This is a genomic window from Streptomyces sp. NPDC048643 (genome assembly GCF_040650615.1).
Lineage (GTDB): Bacteria > Actinomycetota > Actinomycetes > Streptomycetales > Streptomycetaceae > Streptomyces.
On record NZ_JBEZHO010000077.1, the window covers coordinates 13,014 to 31,020 of the forward strand.

15 protein-coding genes are annotated in these 18,007 nt (G+C 74.3%); 5 read left to right on the forward strand and 10 right to left on the reverse strand.

Annotated features, from left to right (window positions below; all coding sequences use genetic code 11):
• Nucleotides 1-54: 54 nt before the first annotated feature.
• The 4 genes from AB0C62_RS39990 to AB0C62_RS40005 all read right to left on the reverse strand — a co-directional run bounded on the left by AB0C62_RS39990 (nucleotide 55) and on the right by AB0C62_RS40005 (nucleotide 5,782).
• Complete coding sequence (locus tag AB0C62_RS39990; RefSeq protein WP_362981941.1) at nucleotides 55-1,860, reverse strand: hypothetical protein; 1,806 nt, start codon at nucleotides 1,858-1,860, stop codon at nucleotides 55-57.
• Nucleotides 1,861-1,882: 22 nt separating this feature from the next.
• Entirely contained in the window at nucleotides 1,883-2,944 is a 1,062-nt protein-coding gene (locus tag AB0C62_RS39995; RefSeq protein WP_362981943.1) for a MoxR family ATPase, read from the reverse strand.
• A 130-nt stretch (nucleotides 2,945-3,074) separates the two neighbouring features.
• The gene (locus AB0C62_RS40000; RefSeq protein ID WP_362981945.1) at nucleotides 3,075-5,168 is read right to left on the reverse strand and encodes a phage holin family protein; all 2,094 of its coding nucleotides are present in this window, start codon (nucleotides 5,166-5,168) and stop codon (nucleotides 3,075-3,077) included.
• Nucleotides 5,169-5,302: 134 nt separating this feature from the next.
• Nucleotides 5,303-5,782, reverse strand: coding sequence for a hypothetical protein (locus AB0C62_RS40005; protein WP_362981947.1), 480 nt, complete (start codon nucleotides 5,780-5,782; stop codon nucleotides 5,303-5,305).
• A gap of 85 nt (nucleotides 5,783-5,867) precedes the next feature.
• Here AB0C62_RS40005 and AB0C62_RS40010 point away from each other — a divergent pair, with 85 nt between their 5' ends.
• Nucleotides 5,868-6,641, forward strand: a complete 774-nt coding sequence (locus AB0C62_RS40010) for an MBL fold metallo-hydrolase (RefSeq protein ID WP_362981949.1) — start codon at nucleotides 5,868-5,870, stop codon at nucleotides 6,639-6,641.
• A 65-nt stretch (nucleotides 6,642-6,706) separates the two neighbouring features.
• Nucleotides 6,707-7,324, forward strand: a complete 618-nt coding sequence (locus AB0C62_RS40015; protein ID WP_362981964.1) for a VTT domain-containing protein — start codon at nucleotides 6,707-6,709, stop codon at nucleotides 7,322-7,324.
• A gap of 27 nt (nucleotides 7,325-7,351) precedes the next feature.
• On the opposite strand, the gene AB0C62_RS40020 is transcribed toward AB0C62_RS40015, so the two are convergent.
• The 4 genes from AB0C62_RS40020 to AB0C62_RS40035 all read right to left on the reverse strand — a co-directional run bounded on the left by AB0C62_RS40020 (nucleotide 7,352) and on the right by AB0C62_RS40035 (nucleotide 12,350).
• On the reverse strand, nucleotides 7,352-8,422 hold the full coding sequence (locus AB0C62_RS40020; protein ID WP_362981951.1) for an MBL fold metallo-hydrolase: 1,071 nt from the start codon (nucleotides 8,420-8,422) through the stop codon (nucleotides 7,352-7,354).
• Between the two features lie 13 nt (nucleotides 8,423-8,435).
• Nucleotides 8,436-9,665: an aminotransferase class I/II-fold pyridoxal phosphate-dependent enzyme gene (locus AB0C62_RS40025; protein WP_362981953.1), complete on the reverse strand. Its 1,230-nt coding sequence runs from the start codon at nucleotides 9,663-9,665 to the stop codon at nucleotides 8,436-8,438.
• 329 nt (nucleotides 9,666-9,994) lie between these two features.
• Nucleotides 9,995-10,975: a hypothetical protein gene (locus AB0C62_RS40030; protein ID WP_362981955.1), complete on the reverse strand. Its 981-nt coding sequence runs from the start codon at nucleotides 10,973-10,975 to the stop codon at nucleotides 9,995-9,997.
• Nucleotides 10,976-11,555: 580 nt separating this feature from the next.
• Nucleotides 11,556-12,350, reverse strand: a complete 795-nt coding sequence (locus tag AB0C62_RS40035) for an RNA polymerase sigma factor SigF (protein WP_356173744.1) — start codon at nucleotides 12,348-12,350, stop codon at nucleotides 11,556-11,558.
• Nucleotides 12,351-12,643: 293 nt separating this feature from the next.
• Here AB0C62_RS40035 and AB0C62_RS40040 point away from each other — a divergent pair, with 293 nt between their 5' ends.
• Nucleotides 12,644-13,027 (forward strand): DUF2795 domain-containing protein, encoded by a 384-nt coding sequence (locus AB0C62_RS40040; RefSeq protein WP_362981957.1) that lies wholly within the window; start codon nucleotides 12,644-12,646, stop codon nucleotides 13,025-13,027.
• A gap of 93 nt (nucleotides 13,028-13,120) precedes the next feature.
• Here the strand turns inward: AB0C62_RS40040 and AB0C62_RS40045 are convergent, their stop codons facing one another.
• Nucleotides 13,121-13,363, reverse strand: a complete 243-nt coding sequence (locus AB0C62_RS40045) for a DUF6158 family protein (protein WP_355874162.1) — start codon at nucleotides 13,361-13,363, stop codon at nucleotides 13,121-13,123.
• A 235-nt stretch (nucleotides 13,364-13,598) separates the two neighbouring features.
• The gene (locus tag AB0C62_RS40050; protein WP_362981959.1) at nucleotides 13,599-15,218 is read right to left on the reverse strand and encodes an ATP-binding cassette domain-containing protein; all 1,620 of its coding nucleotides are present in this window, start codon (nucleotides 15,216-15,218) and stop codon (nucleotides 13,599-13,601) included.
• Between the two features lie 106 nt (nucleotides 15,219-15,324).
• Here AB0C62_RS40050 and AB0C62_RS40055 point away from each other — a divergent pair, with 106 nt between their 5' ends.
• Together AB0C62_RS40055 and AB0C62_RS40060 are read left to right on the forward strand one after the other, a co-directional pair.
• On the forward strand, nucleotides 15,325-16,824 hold the full coding sequence (locus AB0C62_RS40055) for a phosphatase PAP2 family protein (RefSeq protein ID WP_362981961.1): 1,500 nt from the start codon (nucleotides 15,325-15,327) through the stop codon (nucleotides 16,822-16,824).
• A gap of 211 nt (nucleotides 16,825-17,035) precedes the next feature.
• Nucleotides 17,036-17,857 carry a class I SAM-dependent methyltransferase gene (locus tag AB0C62_RS40060; protein ID WP_362981962.1) on the forward strand — a complete coding sequence of 274 codons (822 nt, stop codon included), beginning with the start codon at nucleotides 17,036-17,038 and terminating at the stop codon, nucleotides 17,855-17,857.
• Nucleotides 17,858-18,007 lie beyond the last annotated feature (150 nt).

An 18,007-nucleotide genomic window follows, 5' to 3' on the forward strand; every position in this document is an offset into this window, starting at 1 on the left:
GAAGGCCCGGCCCGGACCCCGCTCCCCCGCGTGTGCCGTGCCGGGTCCGGGAGTTCAGCGCACCCGGAACACGGGCCCGCGCGCGGTGAACGGCAGCCGGCCGCCCTGCGGGATCAGATAGGCGTGCTCGCGCCGCACCCGCAGCACGTCGCACCAGCCGTCCGTGATCACGAGGACGGGCGCGCCGGGCGGGAAGTCGTCGGCGCGGTGCAGCAGGTCGATGCCCGGCTGCAGCACGGTGCCGCCCCGGCCGCGGACCCGCACGCTCGCGGCGATCTCGGTGACCGGCAGATAGCCCGCGTCGTGCGGCGCCGCGTCGCAGAACACCACCCGTGCCGCCGGTACGTCCCGGGACGCGGCGTACGAGGCGATGGCGCCCAGCGCCTTGCCGAGCAGCGTGCGGTCCATGGAGGCGGAGGTGTCGAGGACGACGCCGAAGGTGCAGCGGGCGATCTCCTCCGGCGGGAACCGGCGCCCGGCACGCGGGATGTCGGGGGTGGCCGCCTGACGGCGCGAGGGACGCGCGTACGACCGCAGGGGTTCGGGTCGGGGCACGAACTCGTCGAACCAGCGGGCCAGTCGGGCGTCCCACGGCAGCGGCGGCTGGCTCAGGGCCCGGATCTCCTCGACCAGTCCGCCGGGCAGGAAGCCGCGTTCCTGCTGCTGGTGCAGGTCGAGTCCCCGGGCGAGCCCGCGGCGGTAGAACGCGTCGAGGTCGACGTGGTCGCGGGGCTCGCCGAGCGGGCCGCCGAGGATGTCGCCCGCGCCCTTGCCGCGCAGCGTGGACAGACGGCGCATCCGGCGCAGGTCGCCGGCGATCCGGTCGTACACCTCCTCGGCCGACAGGTCCTTCAGCTCCGGGTCGTACAGCAGCCCGTCGGGCATGGCACCGACGTGCATCTCGCACAGCCAGCCGTTGATCACGTAGTCGGCGGCGACGTTGAAGAGGTACGGATCGCGCCGTCCGCAGCGGTCGCCGTGCCGCAGGGCGGCGTGCAGCATCTCGTGCGCGAGGACGAACCGCCATTCCTCGTCGTCGAGTCGGCGCAGTGGGTTGACGTAGATCTCGGCGGCCTCGGTGTCGACGGCGGCGACGGAGATGCCGTGGGCGCGGGCCAGTTCGGCGTCGGCGACGAGCGTGATGCCGGCCGCGACGCCGCCGAGCAGCGGGTACGAGGAGATGAACCAGCTCAGGGCCCGCTCCCACGGCTGGAGCCGGGTGGGCCCGCCGCGCATGGAGGCGCGCCGGCCGCCCGCCATGTCCATGGCGGTGGCCATCGTGCGGGTGAGGGCGTGGGCGAACGCCACCTGCCAGTCGGGCGCGGTGCCGCCGCTCCAGGTGTCCCAGGGCACCAGCAGCTGGTCCGGACCGCCGCCCGCCGTACCGCACCGCTCGTAGAGCGGCGGGATGCCGTCCCGGCGCCAGCGGGCGGCGAGCCGCTCCTCGTCGCCGTCGGGATAGGCGGCCGGGAGGTCCTCGGGGGTGGTGCCGATCGGGAAGCCGAGCAGGAAGCGGTTCACGACCGTGCAGCGGGCGGCGCGGTCGAAGCGGTCCGGCTGCACGCGCGTGCCGGCCGCCGCCGGTACGTGGCCGAAGCCGAGGTGGATGACGGCGTGCGCGACGGCCCAGGCCCAGACGGCCGGTTCGGCCCGCCGGGCGGGGTCGACGTGCAGGACGCCGTCGGAGTCGACGGCGACCAGTCCCTCACGCGGCGCACGGGCGCACTTCTTCTGCCGGCAGGTGCTGAACCCGATGGCGGCGAGCGCCCGGTTGGCCCGCACCAGGCGCATCCCCTCCGCGAACGCCTCGGCCGCCGGATCGGGCCGCGTCTCTGCACCGGCCTTGCGGGTGCGGCTCATCGCGCGGCCCCGGCGCGCGGGCTCACTGGCGGGCCTCCACCAGGCGCGGCATGTCGCGGGCCGCCTCCACCAGGAACCAGGCGGGGAGCACGGGGTTGCCGTCGGTGTCGGCGGCGATGACGCTCTGGGCGACCTCGACGGAGATCTCGGCGAGCTGCACGAGCAGGGACTTGGCGCGGTACGCGGTCTGCCGGGTGCTCGCCGAGAGGTGCTCCTTGCCGGCGGGCAGTTCCTTGACGAGCCGTCCGCGGAAGGACTCGGCCAGGTAGTAGAGGAGGTCGCGGTCCTCCGGGCGGGAGGGCCAGCGGGCGTCGCCCTTGATGACGGCCTCGATGCCGAACCGGCTCCGCACGATCTTGACGTAGCCGCAGAAGGCCACCGCGTGCGCGGGCGTCAGGGTCCCGTGGGCGATCACCTTCAGGGTCTCCTCGTCGATCCCGGGTCCGAACGAGCCGAGCGCGTCGGACAGCATGTGCCAGGAGCGCGGCGTGGAGAACGGCTCCTCGGTCTTCGGCGGCTTCGACCACAGGTGGTCGGGGCGGTCGGTGAGATGGTCCAGGACCCAGGGGTGGATGTCGTTCGCGGCGGCCCAGACCAGCCAGTCCCGGGGGGACGCCTCCAGGTGGACGTGCGTGAGACGGTTCACCAGCGCCGAGGCGATCGGACGGGCCAGCGCGTTGTCCGTCGCGCGGTTGCCGGCGCCGATCACGATGGAACCCCGCGGCAGCTCGTAGTCGCCGATGCGCCGGTCCAGGATCAGTGAGTAGAAGGCCTTCTGGACATCGGGGGTCGCAGCGTTCAGCTCGTCCAGGAACAGGCAATACGGCTCGTCGCGGGCGATCGCCTCGGGCGGGCAGAAGACGGAGCGTCCGTCACGGATCTGCGGCACGCCGATCAGGTCCTCCGGCGCCAGCTGGGTACCGAGCAGACTCACGCACTCCAGCCCGAGCGACTCGGCGAACTCCCGTACCAGGGAGGACTTTCCGATGCCGGGGGCGCCCCACAGGAAGACGGGCCGCACGGTGGTGAGGCCGAGCAGCAGTTCCGGGACACGGGCGGGCGTGACGGTGACGGCTGCCTGCACGGGCGAGCTCCTCGGGGATGTCCGACGCGGGCCCGCGAACGCGGCGCCCGGTGCGGACAGTGTGGGCGCGCGGGCCCCCGCACCGCCTCCGATTTTTGGGGCGCCGGGCCGGATGCCGGCCGGCCCGCGGTCAGGCCGCCCGCTTGTCCGAGCCCATGTCCAGGGGCACTTGGGGGCCGTCGCACTCGCGCAGCCAGCGGCGCAGCACCTGGTGGATCTGTTCCGCCCCGACCAGGCCGGCATCCTCGCCGGCCGGTGCGGACAGGGTCACCGGGGAGAGCAGGAAGGGTCGGCCCTGGGCGCCGCCGAGGCCGCCGTGCGAGCCGATCTGCTCCTCGAAGGCGAGGACTTCGCCCTCGGCGGGGTCGTACCAGGAGTTGACCATGATGTCGGCGGTGTGCGGAAAGGAGTGCGTGCGCCGTACGGCGTCGGCGGCGCCGGGGCCGAAGTCGGCCAGCGGGCCCGGGTGTTCGTCGTCGAGCCGGTCCAGCGGCACCTCGACGCCGTGCGCGCCGATCACCACGCCGCCGTGCTCCTCGCTGCGCACCAGAAGGAATCCGATGCCGGGGTGGTTGGCGAGGGTGGTGAGCAGCGCGGGGTGTCGGCGGTCGATCTCCTCGCGGGTCATCCGGTGCGGCACGTCCGGGAAGGAGACCAGGCCGAGGTTGCCCGAGGCGAGCACGACGGGTTCGGAGCGGCGCCCCGACGGCCGCAGCCGCTCCTGGCGCTCGGCCCGCTCCGCGCGCTCCTCCAGGGGGCGGCGCAGGGCGGCCCGGACGGCGGTCCGCGCCTCCGCGCCGCTGTGGGTGCGCCGCGCCCTGCGGGGCACGGGCAGACCGCAGCCGGCCCGGACGAGGTTGCCGAGGGTGAGGCCGTAGCGGGTCAGGAACGTCTCGCCGGGGCTCTGGCCGTGGTCGGAGAGCACGACGATCCGGTACGGCCGCGGGGCGTGCTCGGCGACCTTCGCGATCAGCGCGAGCGACCGGTCGAGGCGCTCCAGGATCTTCTCGGCGTCCCGGCTGCGCGGCCCGGAGTGGTGTGCCACCTCGTCGTACGCCACCAGGTCCGCGTAGACGGAGTTGCGCCCGGCGAGCATGTCGCCGATCACCGCGGCGACGACGACGTCCCGCTCGACGACGGTCGCGAAGGCACGGATGATCGGGTACAGCCCGCCGCGTTTGACGCGCGGCCGGCGCTGCCCGATCCGGGCCGTGAGGGACTGGCCGATCTCCCGGAAGACCTCGGCGACGAACGACAGGGCGGTCCGGACGGCGTTGGCCGGGTCGGAGAAGTAGGCGAAGTATCCGGCGCGCGAGCGGTTGTCGCGGCCTCTGCGGGCGGCGATGGACAGCACGAGGGCGAGTTCGTCGGCGCCGCCGCTGAAGAGGTTGCCGCGGCTCGCGCCGTCGAGGGTGAGCAGTCCTCCGTCACCGGTGCGCTCGACGGCCCGGCGCTGGAGTTCGGCGGCGCTGTTCGGCCGGTTGCAGACCATCACCTCCTGGCTCTCCTTCTCGTACCAACGGAAGGCCGGGACGTCGTGGTTGCTGCCGTGCAGGATGCCCAGCTGACTGGCGCCGGTCTGGCTGGACCAGTCGGTGCGCCAGGGCACGATCCGGTGGGTGGGGCGCGCTCCGCCGAGCCACCGGGCCGCGGTCGGCATCAGCCCTTGGGCCATCGCCTCCCGCAGCACGTCGTACCCGACGCCGTCGAGCTGGAGGAAGACCGCGCCGGGGGTCGAGGGGCCGGCTCGCCCGGCCACGCGTCTGCGGCGCCGGTCGGCGAGCCGGTACAGCCGCCGCCGGTAGGCGTCGTCGTCCCGGACGGCGAGGGCACCGCCGGTGGCCGAGGCGACGGCGGACATCACGGCGGCCACGACCACGGCGGTCTCGGGGGCCGCCTCACCCCGCCCCGAGGGGTTGATCCACAGGGCGAACAGCAGCAGCGAGCCGTTCAGGAAGAAGACGAGCACGCCGAGCACCAGGGCGGGGACGAGCAGCAGGGCCCGTACGAGCAGGGGCCACACCAGCGAGGACAGCAGACCGAAGACGCCGGCGCCGGCCGCCGCGGTGACCGCGATCCGGGTCGCGCTGTCCCCGCTGTCCGACTGCACCTGGAAGTCGGGGAGGAGACCGGCGAGGACGAGCATCGTGACCGTGGACACGGCCCACACGGCGACGCTCCGCCCCACCCCGCTGGCGACGCGCCGCCACCGTCCTGCGTCCACGTCCTGCCACCTCACGTCCGGGCCCGCCCGGTCCGCGCGGCCTGCTCCCCCACCCTGTCACAACGGTCGGGCATCCCCGGAAGTCCCCCGGACGGCCGTCCCCGCGGCCTCCCGCACCGGTGCGGGAGGCCGGGTCAGCGGCCGTCGTAGCCGGCGGTCGGCATCGAGAGACGGCGGTGCACCCGGGCCTTCATCTGCGCGTCGTAGAACGGTTCCGCGCTGCCCACCGTCTCGACGCGCACTCCGCGGCGCACGCACTCGGCGGTGAACTCCTCGACCGAGGCCAGGGCGCGCTCCAGCACCCGGCGGCTGGGGGCGACGAACAGGTCGACGAGTCCGGCCTCGACGTCGGCCCACAGGGTGCGGTGGTCCGGGCGCAGGGCGCGGACGAGGAGTTCGCGGGTGACGACGTAGCCGTGCTCGGCGGCCCAGCGGGCGCACATCGCGTGCTGGCTGCGGGAGTCGACGAGGAAGGGGTCCGCGTCCAGTTCCTCCAGCGGCGTCAGGCTGGCGATCGCCGTGACGCGCAGCGCCGGGGACCGCGGCGCGGGGCCGCCCGGGCCGTACGGACGCTCCGGGGCGTGGGTGCCGAAGGCACCGCCCGCGTCTCCCATGGTGTCCCCCCTCACCTCCGGGTTTCGCCGCCGACCCTACTCCTGCCCGTAGGCTCGGGGGGAGTCGCGCGAAGGAGGCAAAGAGGTGCCGGTGGAGATCACCTGGTGGGGGCATGCCACGTGCACGCTGGAGGACTCCGGCACTCGTGTGCTCACGGATCCGCTCTTCGCGCGCCGGCTCGCGCACCTGCGGCGCCGGCGCGGGGCGCCGCCCCCTCCCCCGGCGGCTGTCGCCGACGTCGCCCTGGTCTCCCATCTGCACGCCGACCATCTGCATCTGCCGTCGCTCGCCCGGCTCGCTCCGGGCACTCGGCTGCTGGTCCCCCGGGGCGCACCGCGCGCGGTGCCGGGACTGCGCCGGCTGGACCATCTGCGGCTCACCGAGGTCACGCCCGGCGACCGGACCCGGGTCGGCGACCTCCTCGTACGGACCGTGTCGGCACGGCACGACGGGCGGCGGCTGCCGGTCGGGCCGCATCGCTCCCCCGCCGTGGGGTATGTGATCGAGGGCGAGGCGCGGACGTACTTCGCCGGGGACACGGGGTTGTTCCCGGAGATGGCCGAGGAGGTGGGGGAGGTCGACGTGGCACTGCTGCCGGTGGGTGGCTGGGGGCCCCATCTCGGTGAGGGGCACCTGGACGCGGGGCGGGCCGCCGAGGCGCTCGCCGAACTGCGGCCGCGCAGTGCCGTGCCCGTGCACTACGGCACGTTCTGGCCCATCGGGATGGACGCCGTGCGCCCCCACGAATTCCACGCGCCGGGTGAGGAGTTCGTGCGCCTGGCCGCCGAGCGTGCACCCGGTGTGTCGGTGCACCGCCTGGACCACGGCGAGCGTGTGCGTCCGGAGGTCGCACGGTGACTCCCTGGTCCGCCGTGGCCCCCTCCCTCCTGTTGTCCGCCAAGGGCGCGGCCCCCGCGGCGGCGCTGTCCGCCGCGGCCACGCGGGGCTCGCAGGAGTCGGCGCAGCAGGCGATCGGGTATCCGACCCTGTTCCTCCTGGTGCTGATCGGCGCGCTGGTGCCGGTGGTGCCGACGGGCGCGCTGGTGAGTTCGGCGGCGGTGGTGGCGTTCCATCAGACGGCCCCGTTCGCGCTGCTGACGGTGTTCCTGGTGTCCTCGCTCGCGGCGTTCCTCGGGGACATGGCGCTGTACTGGCTCGGCCGGCGCGGCATGGGCTCGAAGAACGGCTCGCGCTGGCTGGAGGCGATCCGGCAGCGGGCGCCCGAGGACCGGCTCACGCAGGCGCAGGAGAAGCTGCACGACCACGGCATAGCCGTGCTCGTGCTGTCCCGGCTCGTCCCGGCCGGCCGCATCCCGGTGATGCTGGCCTGCCTGATGGCGAAGATGCCGCTGCGGACCTTCGCCCGCGGTGACATACCCGCCTGCCTCGCCTGGGCGGCCACCTACCAGGTCATCGGCATCCTCGGGGGCTCGCTCTTCAGTGAACCGTGGGAGGGCGTGGTGGCCGCGGTGGCGCTGACCCTGGCGCTCAGCGCGGTGCCGGGCCTGTGGCGCAGGATCCGCAGGCCGGCCGCCTCGTAGATGCCGCCTCGCACGAACAGGGCGGCCTCAGCCCAGTACCCGGGACCCTCCCACCGGCAGGTCCCAGAGGTCCTCGCGGGACAGGCCCGCACGCTCCCAGGCGGCCCGCACCCGGCGCAGCGGCTCCAGCACCGGCTCCGCGGAGAGGACGAACGTCCCCCAGTGCATCGGCGCCATCCGCCGGGCCCGCAGATCGACGGCGGCCCGCACCGCCTCCTCCGGATCGCAGTGCACGTCGCTCAGCCACCAGCGCGGGTCGTAGGCCCCGATGGGCAGCAGGGCCAGGTCGATCCCGGGGTGGCGCTGCCCGATGCGGGCGAACCAGTGGCCGTATCCGGTGTCGCCCGCGAAGTACACGCGCCGGCCCTCGGGCGAGGTGAGGACCCAGCCGCCCCACAGGGTGCGGCAGGTGTCGGTGAGGCTCCGCTTGGACCAGTGGTGCGCGGGGACGAAGTCGAAGCGGACGCCGCCCAGTTCGACCGCCTCCCACCAGTCCAGTTCGGTGACGTGGGTGAACCGGCGTCGCCTGAACCAGCGTCCGAGGCCGGCGGGCACGAACACCGGTGTATCGCGCGGGAGTCGGCGCAGGGTCGGGGCGTCCAGGTGGTCGTAGTGGTTGTGGCTGATGACGACCGCGTCGACGCGGGGCAGCGCGCTCCAGGCCACGCCGACCGGGGTGATCCGGGCCGGGGTGCCGACGATCCTGCGGGACCAGACCGGGTCGGTGAGGACGGTGAGCCCGCCGATCCGGATCACCCAACTCGCGTGTCCCACCCAGGAGACGGCGACCGTGCGGGTGTCCACACCGGGCAGCGGTTCCGGTTCGAAGGGCAGCAGGGGGATGTCGGCGAGCCCGTCGGCGCCGGGCCGCAGCGCGCCCTCGCGGGCGAACCGGGCGAAGGCCCGCAGCCCCGGCAGCGGCGCGGTCAGCCGGTCCACGAAGGAGCGCGGCCAGACACGGCGTTCCCCGAGCGGGCGGGGCTCGGCGAGGGGCGGGGGGACGACGGTGGGGTGCTCGGTCGGCGGGGGCGTCGGGGGCGCGAGGCCCTCGGTGTCCTGTGCCGTCGTGCTCGTGGTCGACTCGGACTGCTGCGTCATCGAGAGGCTCCCATCACCGAGCGTCGTCGCGGAGATCGTCGAAGGCCGACCCCAACCGGGTCAACGCGCGTCGCACATGCGGCAGTTCCAGGGGTGAGGAGGACGTGAGGGACTGCGTCCGTTCCTCGTCCGTGCTGCCGAGCAGGGGTCCGGTGCCCAGCCGGACGCGGAGCGCGGCGAGGTCGTCGCCGAAGCGGTGCCCGCCCGGCGCGGGCATGCCGAGCCGGGCGGAGAGGTGGTCCTCCAGGTCCTGCGCGTCGCCGACACCGCGCGCGCCGAGCACGGAGCGGAGCGGTCCGAGGTCGACGTACAGATGTCTGCCGGCCTGCGGGGGGCGCGCCACGGCACCGGCCGCGGTCACCAGGCGGTGGGCGGCGCCGGCCACGTCCGCGTGCAGGTGGGCGGCGGCGGTGAGCCGTCCGGTGACCGCGGCGGGCTCCTCGAGCGCGTACGCGGCAGCGGCGGCGACGGGTTCGGCGACGCGTGCGCCGACCGCGGTGAGCACGTCGAGGACGCGGGACCTCAGGCCGGCGCCCGCCGCGCCGGAGGGGAAACGGGCGACAGCGGCCGGCCAGCCCTGGGGCAGGAACGCGCCCGCGAGGTCCGTGATCACGGTGACGTCGTCGGGGGCCATCTCGGCGGGGCTGAGCAGCACCGTGTCGTGCGGCCGGTGCAGGGTGTCGCGCCAGGTCTCGTCGCTCACGACGTGCAGACCCTCGCCGGCGGCGGCCTCGACGGCTTCGTGCACCAGCTCGGGCGGCGCGACGGTGGCGGTGGGGTCGTCGGCGACGGACAGCACGAGCAGCCGCGGGTCGCCGCCCTCGGCGCGGACTCTGCGAAGGGTCTCCAGGAGGGCGTACGGATCGGGTACGCCACCGCATTCGGCGGGCGTCGGCACCCGGAACACGGACCGGCCGAGGAGACGGGCCTGGGGCGCCCACCAGGCGGCGCAGGGCCGGGGCGCGAGGACGTCGCCGCCGAGCGCGCCGGTCAGGGCGAGCAGCAGGGCGGGGGCTCCGGGGGCGACGGCCACGCGGTCGGCGGCGGTGGGCAGTCCGCGGCGGGTCCAGTAGCCGCAGGCGGCGTCGAGGAACGCGGGGCCGCCGCCGAAGAGTTCGGTGTCGGCGCGGCCCGCGGCGGCGGCCAGCTCCGAGCGGAGTTCGGGCAGCACGGGCAGGCCCTGGTCGGGGAGGGGCGGACCGTAGCGGACCGGTCCGCGGCCTTCCGGATCCGTCCGCCGCATGTGTGCCTCCGCGCCGTGGGTGGTGCCCTGCGTTCCCTGCCCTGACCTGACCGGTCCCGCCGTGCCCCGACCTTCCGTGACCCGACCTCACCGGTCCCACCGTGACCCGACCTTCCGTGACCCGCCCTGCCGTGTCCTGTCCCAGCGATTGCCGGCCGTACGGTTCCGGATGCCCGTGTCCTCTTCTCCGGCTCGGCCCCGACGGCTCGGCGTACCGGGCCGTCGGGCTGTCCGTACCCAGCGGCACGCCGTCCCATGAGTGCCGTCGGGGTCACACCTGTCACATCGTCACCGGCGCCGCCGTGGGCCGTCGTCGTGCCGTCCGCCGGTCAGGCGCGGCGGTTGCGCAGACGGTGGACGGCCGCGCACCCGGCACCGGCGATGAGCAGGCCGCCGGCGACCAGCGCGGGCACCGAGTCGGTGAAGGCGCCGCCGCGGCCGGCGTGCACGCCCTGCTGGACGGTGGGAGGTCGCTCTCCGATTCCCGTGCCGGTGCCGGTGCTCGGCTCGTGCGCCGGGGCGCCCCGGGCGACGGAGTACGAGGCGGTCCACTGCTTGCCGTGGCCGCCCTGCGGCGCGGGGCAGACACCGTCGACGCCCCACTCCCCGCGGGCGGCGCCGCCGACTTCGGGGGCCACCGGGGCCGCGGGCGCCGTGTCGGGGCCCACGGGCTCGGGCACCGTGTCGGGCGCAGCCGGCTCGGGGACGGAGTCCGGGCCCACGGCGTCCGCGCCCACGTCGTCGGGCGTCACGGGGTCGGGGTAGCCGGAGCCGGGCTGTTCGGGGTCGGTGGCGACGGGGGGCGGTTCCACCGCGTCGGGCGCGACCGTGTCCGAGCCGCCAGAGTCGGGGTCGGCGGGCGGCACGTCGCCGTTCTCGGCGTCGGTCGTCCCCGCGACGGAGGAGACCGTCCGGTCGAGAACGCCGGTCTCCTCGTAGCCGGATCCAGGGTCGGAGTCCGCCCCCGAACCGGAACCGGACGCGGCCGGGCCGCCCGCACCCTCGGGGGCGCCGGACGGGATGTGGGCCGTCCCGCGATAGGCGGCGGCGCCCGCGGCGTGGGCGTCGTCGCCCTCGACGCGGTGCAGTTGCACCTTGCCCTCCTGGAATCCCTGGGAGCTGGCGTCGATGGCCTCCGGCGGGGCGCCGCCGACTCCGTCGCAGGTGACGGTGATGGTGATGGTGCCCCCGGGTTCGACGGAGCCCGGGCTGACCTCCGCGGCCGGGTCCGCGGACGCGGCCGACGCGGCGACGCCCAGCGCGGCGCCGGCGAGGGCGGTGGCGTACAGGACACGGGCGGTACGGCGCATGAGCGGGGCTCCTTCGGCGGGGCTGCGGTCCGAGAGCCACGGCCGTCGTGTCCCTCGGGCCCATCAGAGCCCGCCCTGCCCCGGCGCGCTATCGGCCGGGCACCATTCGCGCGAAAACAGGGGTCCGAGCGGGTGATGGCACCTCTCGTCGGCGGCCGCTGTCACGAAGCGGCCCGTCGCGTGCCGCTCAGTGGCGGGGCACGCGACGGGCCCGGTGCTTCTCGGTGCGAGTGGCCCCTTCGGCCGAGTGGCACTTCGGCCGTACGGCACGGGAGTCGCGAGGCTCGTCGGCCCGGCGTCCCTTCGACCGCGCCGCCGAAAGGGCCGCGCCGCTTCGCGCACGCTCTTCGGCCGGTGCCCGGCTCGACCGTGCGACTCTCCTTCGGCCACGCGGCTTCGCGCGTCACGCCGGTTCGCGCGTCACGCAGGCGCTTCGGCCGAGCGGGTTCTTCGACCGTGCGGCCCCTTCAGGGACCCGACCCGACCCCCTCCGCCACCCGGCCCCGTTCGGCCGCGCCGCTTCACGCGTGGTGCGAGCCCTTCGACCGCGGGCCGCGGACGGAGCCGCGAACGAAGGAGGCTAGGCGGCGTCGCGCATGACCTGGTCGCGCAGACGGGAGCAGCAGCGGGTGATGAGCCGGGAGACGTGCATCTGGGAGATGCCCAGCTCGTCGGCGATGCGGCTCTGCGTCATGTCGTCGAAGAACCGCATGTAGAGGATGGCGCGTTCCCGCTCCGGGAGCGCCTGGAGCCGCGGCTTGACGGCCTCGCGGTCGATCACCGTGTCGAGCGCCGGGTCGGCGGAACCGAGGGCGTCGCTGAGCGAGTAGCCGTCGTCGCTGCCGGGCAGTTCGGCGTCCAGCGAGAGCGCGGTGAAGCTCTCCAGCGCCTCCAGGCCGGTCAGTACGTCCTCCTCGCTCAGCCGGGCGCGTTCGGCGATCTCGGCGACGGTGGGACGGCGGCCCGAGATGGTCTGCGACAGGTCCTGGCCGGCGAACCGGACCCGGTTGCGCAGGTCCTGGACGCGACGCGGCACGTGCAGCGTCCACATGTGGTCGCGGAAGTGACGCTTGATCTCGCCGGTGATCGTCGGCACGGCGTAGCTCTCGAAGGCATTGCCGAGTTCGGGGTCGTAGCGGTCGACGGCCTTGACGAGACCGAGCGCCGCCACCTGCCGCAGGTCGTCGGAGTTCTCGCCCCGGTTGCGGAACCGGCCCGCGAGCCGGTCGGCCATCGGCAGCCAGGACTCGACGATCTCCTCACGGAGGGCGTCACGCTGCGGGCCCTGAGGGAGCGTGGCGAGCCTGCGGAACGCCTCCGAGGTGTCGGGGGCGTCGTCGTGCGGATGGTGCGTCGCGCTCGCTTGAGTTCGCATGATGCGTCGCAACTCCCTTGATGGTGCCTGGTATAGGACAGTCATCGTGGGAGCGCACCCGTGATCCGGACGGATACACCCGTGGCGCGGATCGCCGCTCCCACGGACGTGCCTCCTGTCCGAAGCACTGCATCTGCGTCTGCCCCGGGCCATGCGGAGCAAACACACTCGGATCGTCCCCGATCGCGGCCGCCCCGGCGCGCGCGGACCATCCCGGACAGCGCTCTTCTCCACGTGTTGCGTGAGGGACGTCGGGTACGCGCTCCCCACCTCGAACCTCTGGAGGGGATTTCATGCAGCGAGGCAGTGACCGGATGAGCGCTCACCGGGACGACGCGATGAAGCACGAACTGCGCGACTTCCTCAGGTCAGGGCACCCCACCCGGACCGAGGAGTGGCAGGACCCGGAGCCGGCCGCCGACGACGACCCGGCGATCGCGGGAGGACCGGTGGTGCCGAACACGGCACCGGAATCGCTGGAGACGCTGCGCCTCGAACTGGCGCGGTTCCTCGGCCGTACCTCGTTCCCCGCGGATCCGCGGGCGCTGATCGACGTCCTGCGCGAGAAGAACGCACCCGCCCATCTGGCCGGCTCGCTGGAACGTCTGCCGGACAAGGAGCACTACGCCAACGCGCACGAGCTGGCGCTGGCGGTGGTGGGCGCCGGCAGCAGCTAGCCGGCGCACCCCCGACGTGGGCGTGCGGGACCGCCTCGGGCGGCCCGCACGCCTGTGCGGTCAGGGTCGGCCGACCGGACAGCGACGGACCGTTCAGGCCGGTGGTACAGCGGCCGGGCCCCGTTCGCGGGCGCCCTCGCGGGTGCGGCCCGCCGAGACGGGGCGGCGCGGATGGCGGCGCAGGTACTCGCCCTCCAACTGGGCCATGCGCTCGTTGTGCGTGTGCAGCGCGTCGTTCGAACCGTGCAGCAGCGTGTCGTGGCGGGTGCGGTGGATGGCCTCCAGCTCTTTCATCAGCTGCTGGTCGTCCAGCCTGCCCGGGTCGACTCCGGTCATGGTGCTACCCCGCTCGTCGTGGCCGTCGGCGCGGTCCGGGCGCCCGCCCGGCGGACGTCGCCCGGAGGCGGCCGGTAGGGAGCCATGGATAGGTGACCTCCACCCACCACTCTACGAACATCGGGTGGTCCGGGCCTCTCCGGAGCCCGGAACCCATGAACCCGCGGGGCCCCGGTCACCCTGAACCCGGGGGCCCCGGTCACCCGGGGCCCCGGGAAACCCACGGGAGCGCGGGCTAGCGGTCCCGCTCGACCCGGCGCTCGTCCCAGACCGGTTCCTGCGTCTCCCGGACCCGTCCGTCGGAGCCGAAGACCAGATAGCGGTCGAAGGAACGGGCGAACCAGCGGTCGTGGGTGACGGACAGGACCGTCCCCTCGTACGCCTCGAGGCCTTCCTGGAGCGCCTCGGCCGACTCCAGGTCGAGGTTGTCGGTGGGCTCGTCCAGGAGCAGGGCCGTCGAACCCTCCAGCTCCAGCAGCAGGATCTGGAAACGTGCCTGCTGGCCGCCCGACAGCTTCTCGAAGCGCTGCTCGGCCTGGGCCGTCAGTTCGTAGCGGCGCAGCCGGGACATGGCGGCGCCGCGGTCCTGGGAGTGTTCGGCCCACAGGATATCGAGCAGCGTGCGGCCCTCCAGCTCCGGATGGGCGTGCGTCTGCGCGAAGTGGCCCGCCACGACGCGCGCGCCGAGCTTCCACTCGCCGGTGTGCGCGACGTCGCCGCCCGCGAGAAGGCGCAGGAAGTGCGACTTTCCCGAGCCGTTGGAGCCGAGGACGGCGACCCGCTCGCCGTAGAAGACCTCCAGGTCGAAGGGTTTCATCAGGCCGGTGAGCTCAAGTCCCTTGCAGGTGACGGCTCGTACGCCGGTGCGTCCGCCGTGCAGCCGCATGGTGATGTCCTGCTCGCGCGGCGGCTCCGGCGGCGGTCCGGCCTCCTCGAACTTGCGCAGCCGGGTCTGCGCCGCCGCGTAGCGGGAGGCCAGCTCGTGGCTGATGGACGCGGCCTGGCGGAGGCTCAGCACCAGCTTCTTGAGCTGCGCGTGCTTCTCGTCCCAGCGCCTGCGGAGCTCCTCGAAGCGCGCGAACCGCTCCCGCCTGGCCTCGTGGTACGTCGAGAATCCGCCGCCGTGCACCCAGGCGTCCGCGCCGGTCGGGCTGGGCTCGACGCTGATGATCTTCTGGGCGGAGCGGGCGAGCAGTTCACGGTCGTGTGAGACGAACAGGACGGTCTTGCGGGTCTCCTTGAGCCGCTCCTCCAGCCAGCGCTTGCCGGGCACGTCGAGGTAGTTGTCCGGTTCGTCGAGCAGCAGCACCTCGTCGGTGCCGCGCAGCAGCGCCTCCAGGACCAGGCGCTTCTGCTCGCCGCCGGACAGGGTGCGCACCTGCCGCCACTGCGCCTTCTCGTAGGGGACGCCGAGCGCGGCCGTGGTGCACATGTCCCAGAGGGTCTCGGCCTCGTAGCCACGGGCCTCGGCCCAGTCGGAGAGCGCCTGCGCGTACCGCAGCTGGGACGCCTCGTCGTCGACGGTCATCATCGCGTGCTCGGCGGTGTCGACCGCCCGGGCCGCTTCCCGGATCCGGGGCGGCGCCACGGACACGAGCAGTTCCCGTAGGGTCGTCTCGTCGCGTACGGATCCCACGAACTGGCGCATCACGCCGAGTCCGCCGCTCACGTTCACGGTGCCGCCGTGCGGCTTGAGCTCGCCCGAGATCAGCCGCAGCAGGGTCGTCTTGCCGGCGCCGTTGGGCCCCACGAGGGCCACGACGGCCCCTTCTCCCACCCGGAACGACACATCGCCGAGCAGCGCCCTCCCGTCGGGAAGGTAGTACTCAAGATGTGCGGCTTCGAGGTGTCCCATGGGCAGGCATTCTCCGGGGCACGGGGGGTGCGGGGCAAACGCGTATGCGCCGGGGCGCCCGTCACAGTGGCGAGGAAATCGCCTGATCCGGGGTAGACGGAGCCGCATGACCCCCACCCCAGACGTCGACCTGACCGCCCTCGTTCCGGGCCGCCACGGCCTCCGGGACCGTCTCCTGTCCGTGGACCTCCGGGTCTTCGAGTCGGTCGCGGCGCGCCACTGGCCGGGCGGCGATCCCGTGCTGCCGCGGCTGAGCCGCAGCGCCAACCACGGGCTGCTGTGGTTCGCGACGGCCGCGGCCGTGGCGGCGAGCCGCACGCCGCGGGCCCGCCGGGCCGCCACCCGGGGCATCGCCTCGCTCGCTCTCGCCTCCGCGACGATCAACACCGTCGGCAAGCGGTCGGTGCGCCGCAGCCGTCCCACGCTGGACCCGGTCCCGGCGGTCCGGCAGCTGAAGCGCCAGCCGATCACCACGTCGTTCCCCTCGGGGCACGCCGCCTCGGCCGCCGCGTTCGCGACGGGTGTGGCGCTGGAGTCCCGCGGCTGGGGAGCGGCCGTGGCGCCGCTCGCCGCGGCGGTGGCCCTGTCCCGCGTGTACACCGGGGTCCACTTCCCGAGCGACGTGCTGGCGGGTGCGGTGCTGGGCGCGGGCGCCGCGTACGCCGTCCGTGCTCTGGTGCCCACCCGGGACCAGCTGACCGCGCCGGCGCGGCCGCGGGTGGAGGCGCCCGCGCTGCCCGACGGCGCCGGCCTGGTCATGGTCGCCAACACGGGCGCGGGGACCCCGGAGCGGGTCCGCGCGCTGGCCGACGCACTGCCGGCCGCGGAGCTCGTCGAGTGCGAACCCGCCGACATACGGCAGGAGTTGGAGAAGGCGGCGGCCCGCGCCACGGTGCTGGGTGTGTGCGGCGGCGACGGCACGGTGAACGCCGCGGCCGAGATCGCCCTGCGCCACGACGTCCCGCTCGCCGTCCTCCCGGGCGGCACCCTCAACCACTTCGCCCACGACCTCGGGGTGGAGGGCGACCACGATCTCGTCCGCGCGCTCCAGCAGGGCGAGGCGGTCAAGGTGGACGTCGGCCGGTTCGTGTCCGGCGCCCAGGAGGGCATCTTCCTCAACACGTGCAGCCTGGGCATCTACCCGGAGCTGGTGCGGGAGCGGGAGAACTGGTCGAAGGTGATCGGCAGCTGGCCCGCCGGGGTGCTCGGCGCGCTGCGCGTGCTGCGGGCCGACCACCATCCGCTGCGGGCCGAGCTGAACGGCCGTACGCACCCGCTGTGGCTGCTGTTCGCCGGGAACGGCACCTACCACCGGGTGGGCCTCGCACCCGCCCGCCGTTTCGACCTCGCGGACGGACGTCTCGACGTCCGCGTCGTGCACGGCGGGCGCCATCCCGCGGTGCGGTTGCTCGCCGCCGCCTTCGCCGGTCCGCTCACCCGCTCCCCCGCGCACGCTGCCGTACGGGTGGGCCACCTGAACATCGACGGTGTCGACCCCGGCACGCTCCTCGCCTACGACGGCGAGGTCACCGAGGTCAGTGACCGGGTGACGCTGCGCAAGAGCCGCGAGGCCCTGACCGTCTACCGCCCGCAGCCGGCGCACTGACCCCGGCGCGCCGGAAACCCTGCCGAGCCGGAAACCCTGCCGGTCCGACCCCTGCCGGTCCGACCGGGCCACAGGCGGCCCCCAACTGCACGTGTCCACATGGCAAGATGTGGGTCTCATCATTCGACATGACCGCGTACGGTGATGCCATCGCCCCGCGGAGTGCGTACACGCCCCGCCGAGGCCCCGTACACGTCGAAGGGGACCGGTCATGTCGAAGTCGCAGGAGACCGCCGTCTACACGCACGGCCATCACGAGTCGGTGCTGCGCTCGCACACCTGGCGCACCGCGGCCAACTCGGCGGCCTACCTCCTCGACTCGCTGAAGCCCCACATGAAGATCCTCGACATCGGCTGCGGGCCGGGCACCATCACCGCCGACCTGGCGGAACGGGTGCCGGACGGGCACGTCACCGGCGTCGACCACGCGGCGGGCATCCTGGACCGGGCACGGCAGGAGGCCGCCGGACGCGGCCTGCGCAACGTCGACTTCGCGGTCGCCGACGTGCACGCCCTGGACTTCCCGGACGACACGTTCTGCGTGGTCCACGCCCACCAGGTCCTCCAGCACGTGGGCGATCCGGTCCAGGCCCTGCGCGAGATGCACCGGGTCACGAAACCGGGCGGCTTCATCGCCGTCCGCGATGCGGACTACGCGGCCATGACCTGGTATCCGTCGGTGCCGGGCATGGACGACTGGCTGGACCTGTACCGGCGGGTGGCCCGCGCGAACGGGGGCGAGCCCGACGCCGGCCGGCGTCTCAAGACGTGGGCGCTGGCCGCCGGCATCCGGGACATCACGTCCACGTCGAGCACCTGGACCTACGCCACCGAGGACGAGCGGGCCTGGTGGAGCGGCCTGTGGGCGGACCGCACGGTGGCCTCGGCATACGCGGAGCGCGCCGCCGAGGGCGGTCACGCGACGGCGGAACAGCTGCGCTCGGTGTCGGACGCCTGGCGGCGGTGGGGGCAGGCGGAGGACGGCTGGTTCGCGGTGCTGCACGGCGAACTGCTCGGCCGCAAGGCGGTCTGAGCCGCTGAAACGGAGGCCCGCCCCGGACGGCGGCACCGCCGGCACCCGAGGAGCACGACCGGAGCGGCGCCCGCCCCGGGCCCAGTGGTCCGGGGCACCGTCTCCGACGCCTTCACCGAGGAATGGCTCGCCGACGGCGGCCGCGCCTAC

Bases quoted from the DNA above. Each gene is read 5' to 3' on its own strand.
- AB0C62_RS40035 (WP_356173744.1), bottom strand. From the start codon at position 12,350: ATGCGAACTCAAGCGAGCGCGACGCACCATCCGCACGACGACGCCCCC.
- AB0C62_RS40060 (WP_362981962.1), top strand. From the start codon at position 17,036: ATGTCGAAGTCGCAGGAGACCGCCGTCTACACGCACGGCCATCACGAG.
- AB0C62_RS40020 (WP_362981951.1), bottom strand. From the start codon at position 8,422: ATGACGCAGCAGTCCGAGTCGACCACGAGCACGACGGCACAGGACACC.
- AB0C62_RS40040 (WP_362981957.1), top strand. From the start codon at position 12,644: ATGCAGCGAGGCAGTGACCGGATGAGCGCTCACCGGGACGACGCGATG.
- AB0C62_RS40050 (WP_362981959.1), bottom strand. From the start codon at position 15,218: ATGGGACACCTCGAAGCCGCACATCTTGAGTACTACCTTCCCGACGGG.
- AB0C62_RS39990 (WP_362981941.1), bottom strand. From the start codon at position 1,860: ATGAGCCGCACCCGCAAGGCCGGTGCAGAGACGCGGCCCGATCCGGCG.
- AB0C62_RS40005 (WP_362981947.1), bottom strand. From the start codon at position 5,782: ATGGGAGACGCGGGCGGTGCCTTCGGCACCCACGCCCCGGAGCGTCCG.
- AB0C62_RS40055 (WP_362981961.1), top strand. From the start codon at position 15,325: ATGACCCCCACCCCAGACGTCGACCTGACCGCCCTCGTTCCGGGCCGC.
- AB0C62_RS40045 (WP_355874162.1), bottom strand. From the start codon at position 13,363: ATGACCGGAGTCGACCCGGGCAGGCTGGACGACCAGCAGCTGATGAAA.
- AB0C62_RS40025 (WP_362981953.1), bottom strand. From the start codon at position 9,665: ATGCGGCGGACGGATCCGGAAGGCCGCGGACCGGTCCGCTACGGTCCG.
- AB0C62_RS40030 (WP_362981955.1), bottom strand. From the start codon at position 10,975: ATGCGCCGTACCGCCCGTGTCCTGTACGCCACCGCCCTCGCCGGCGCC.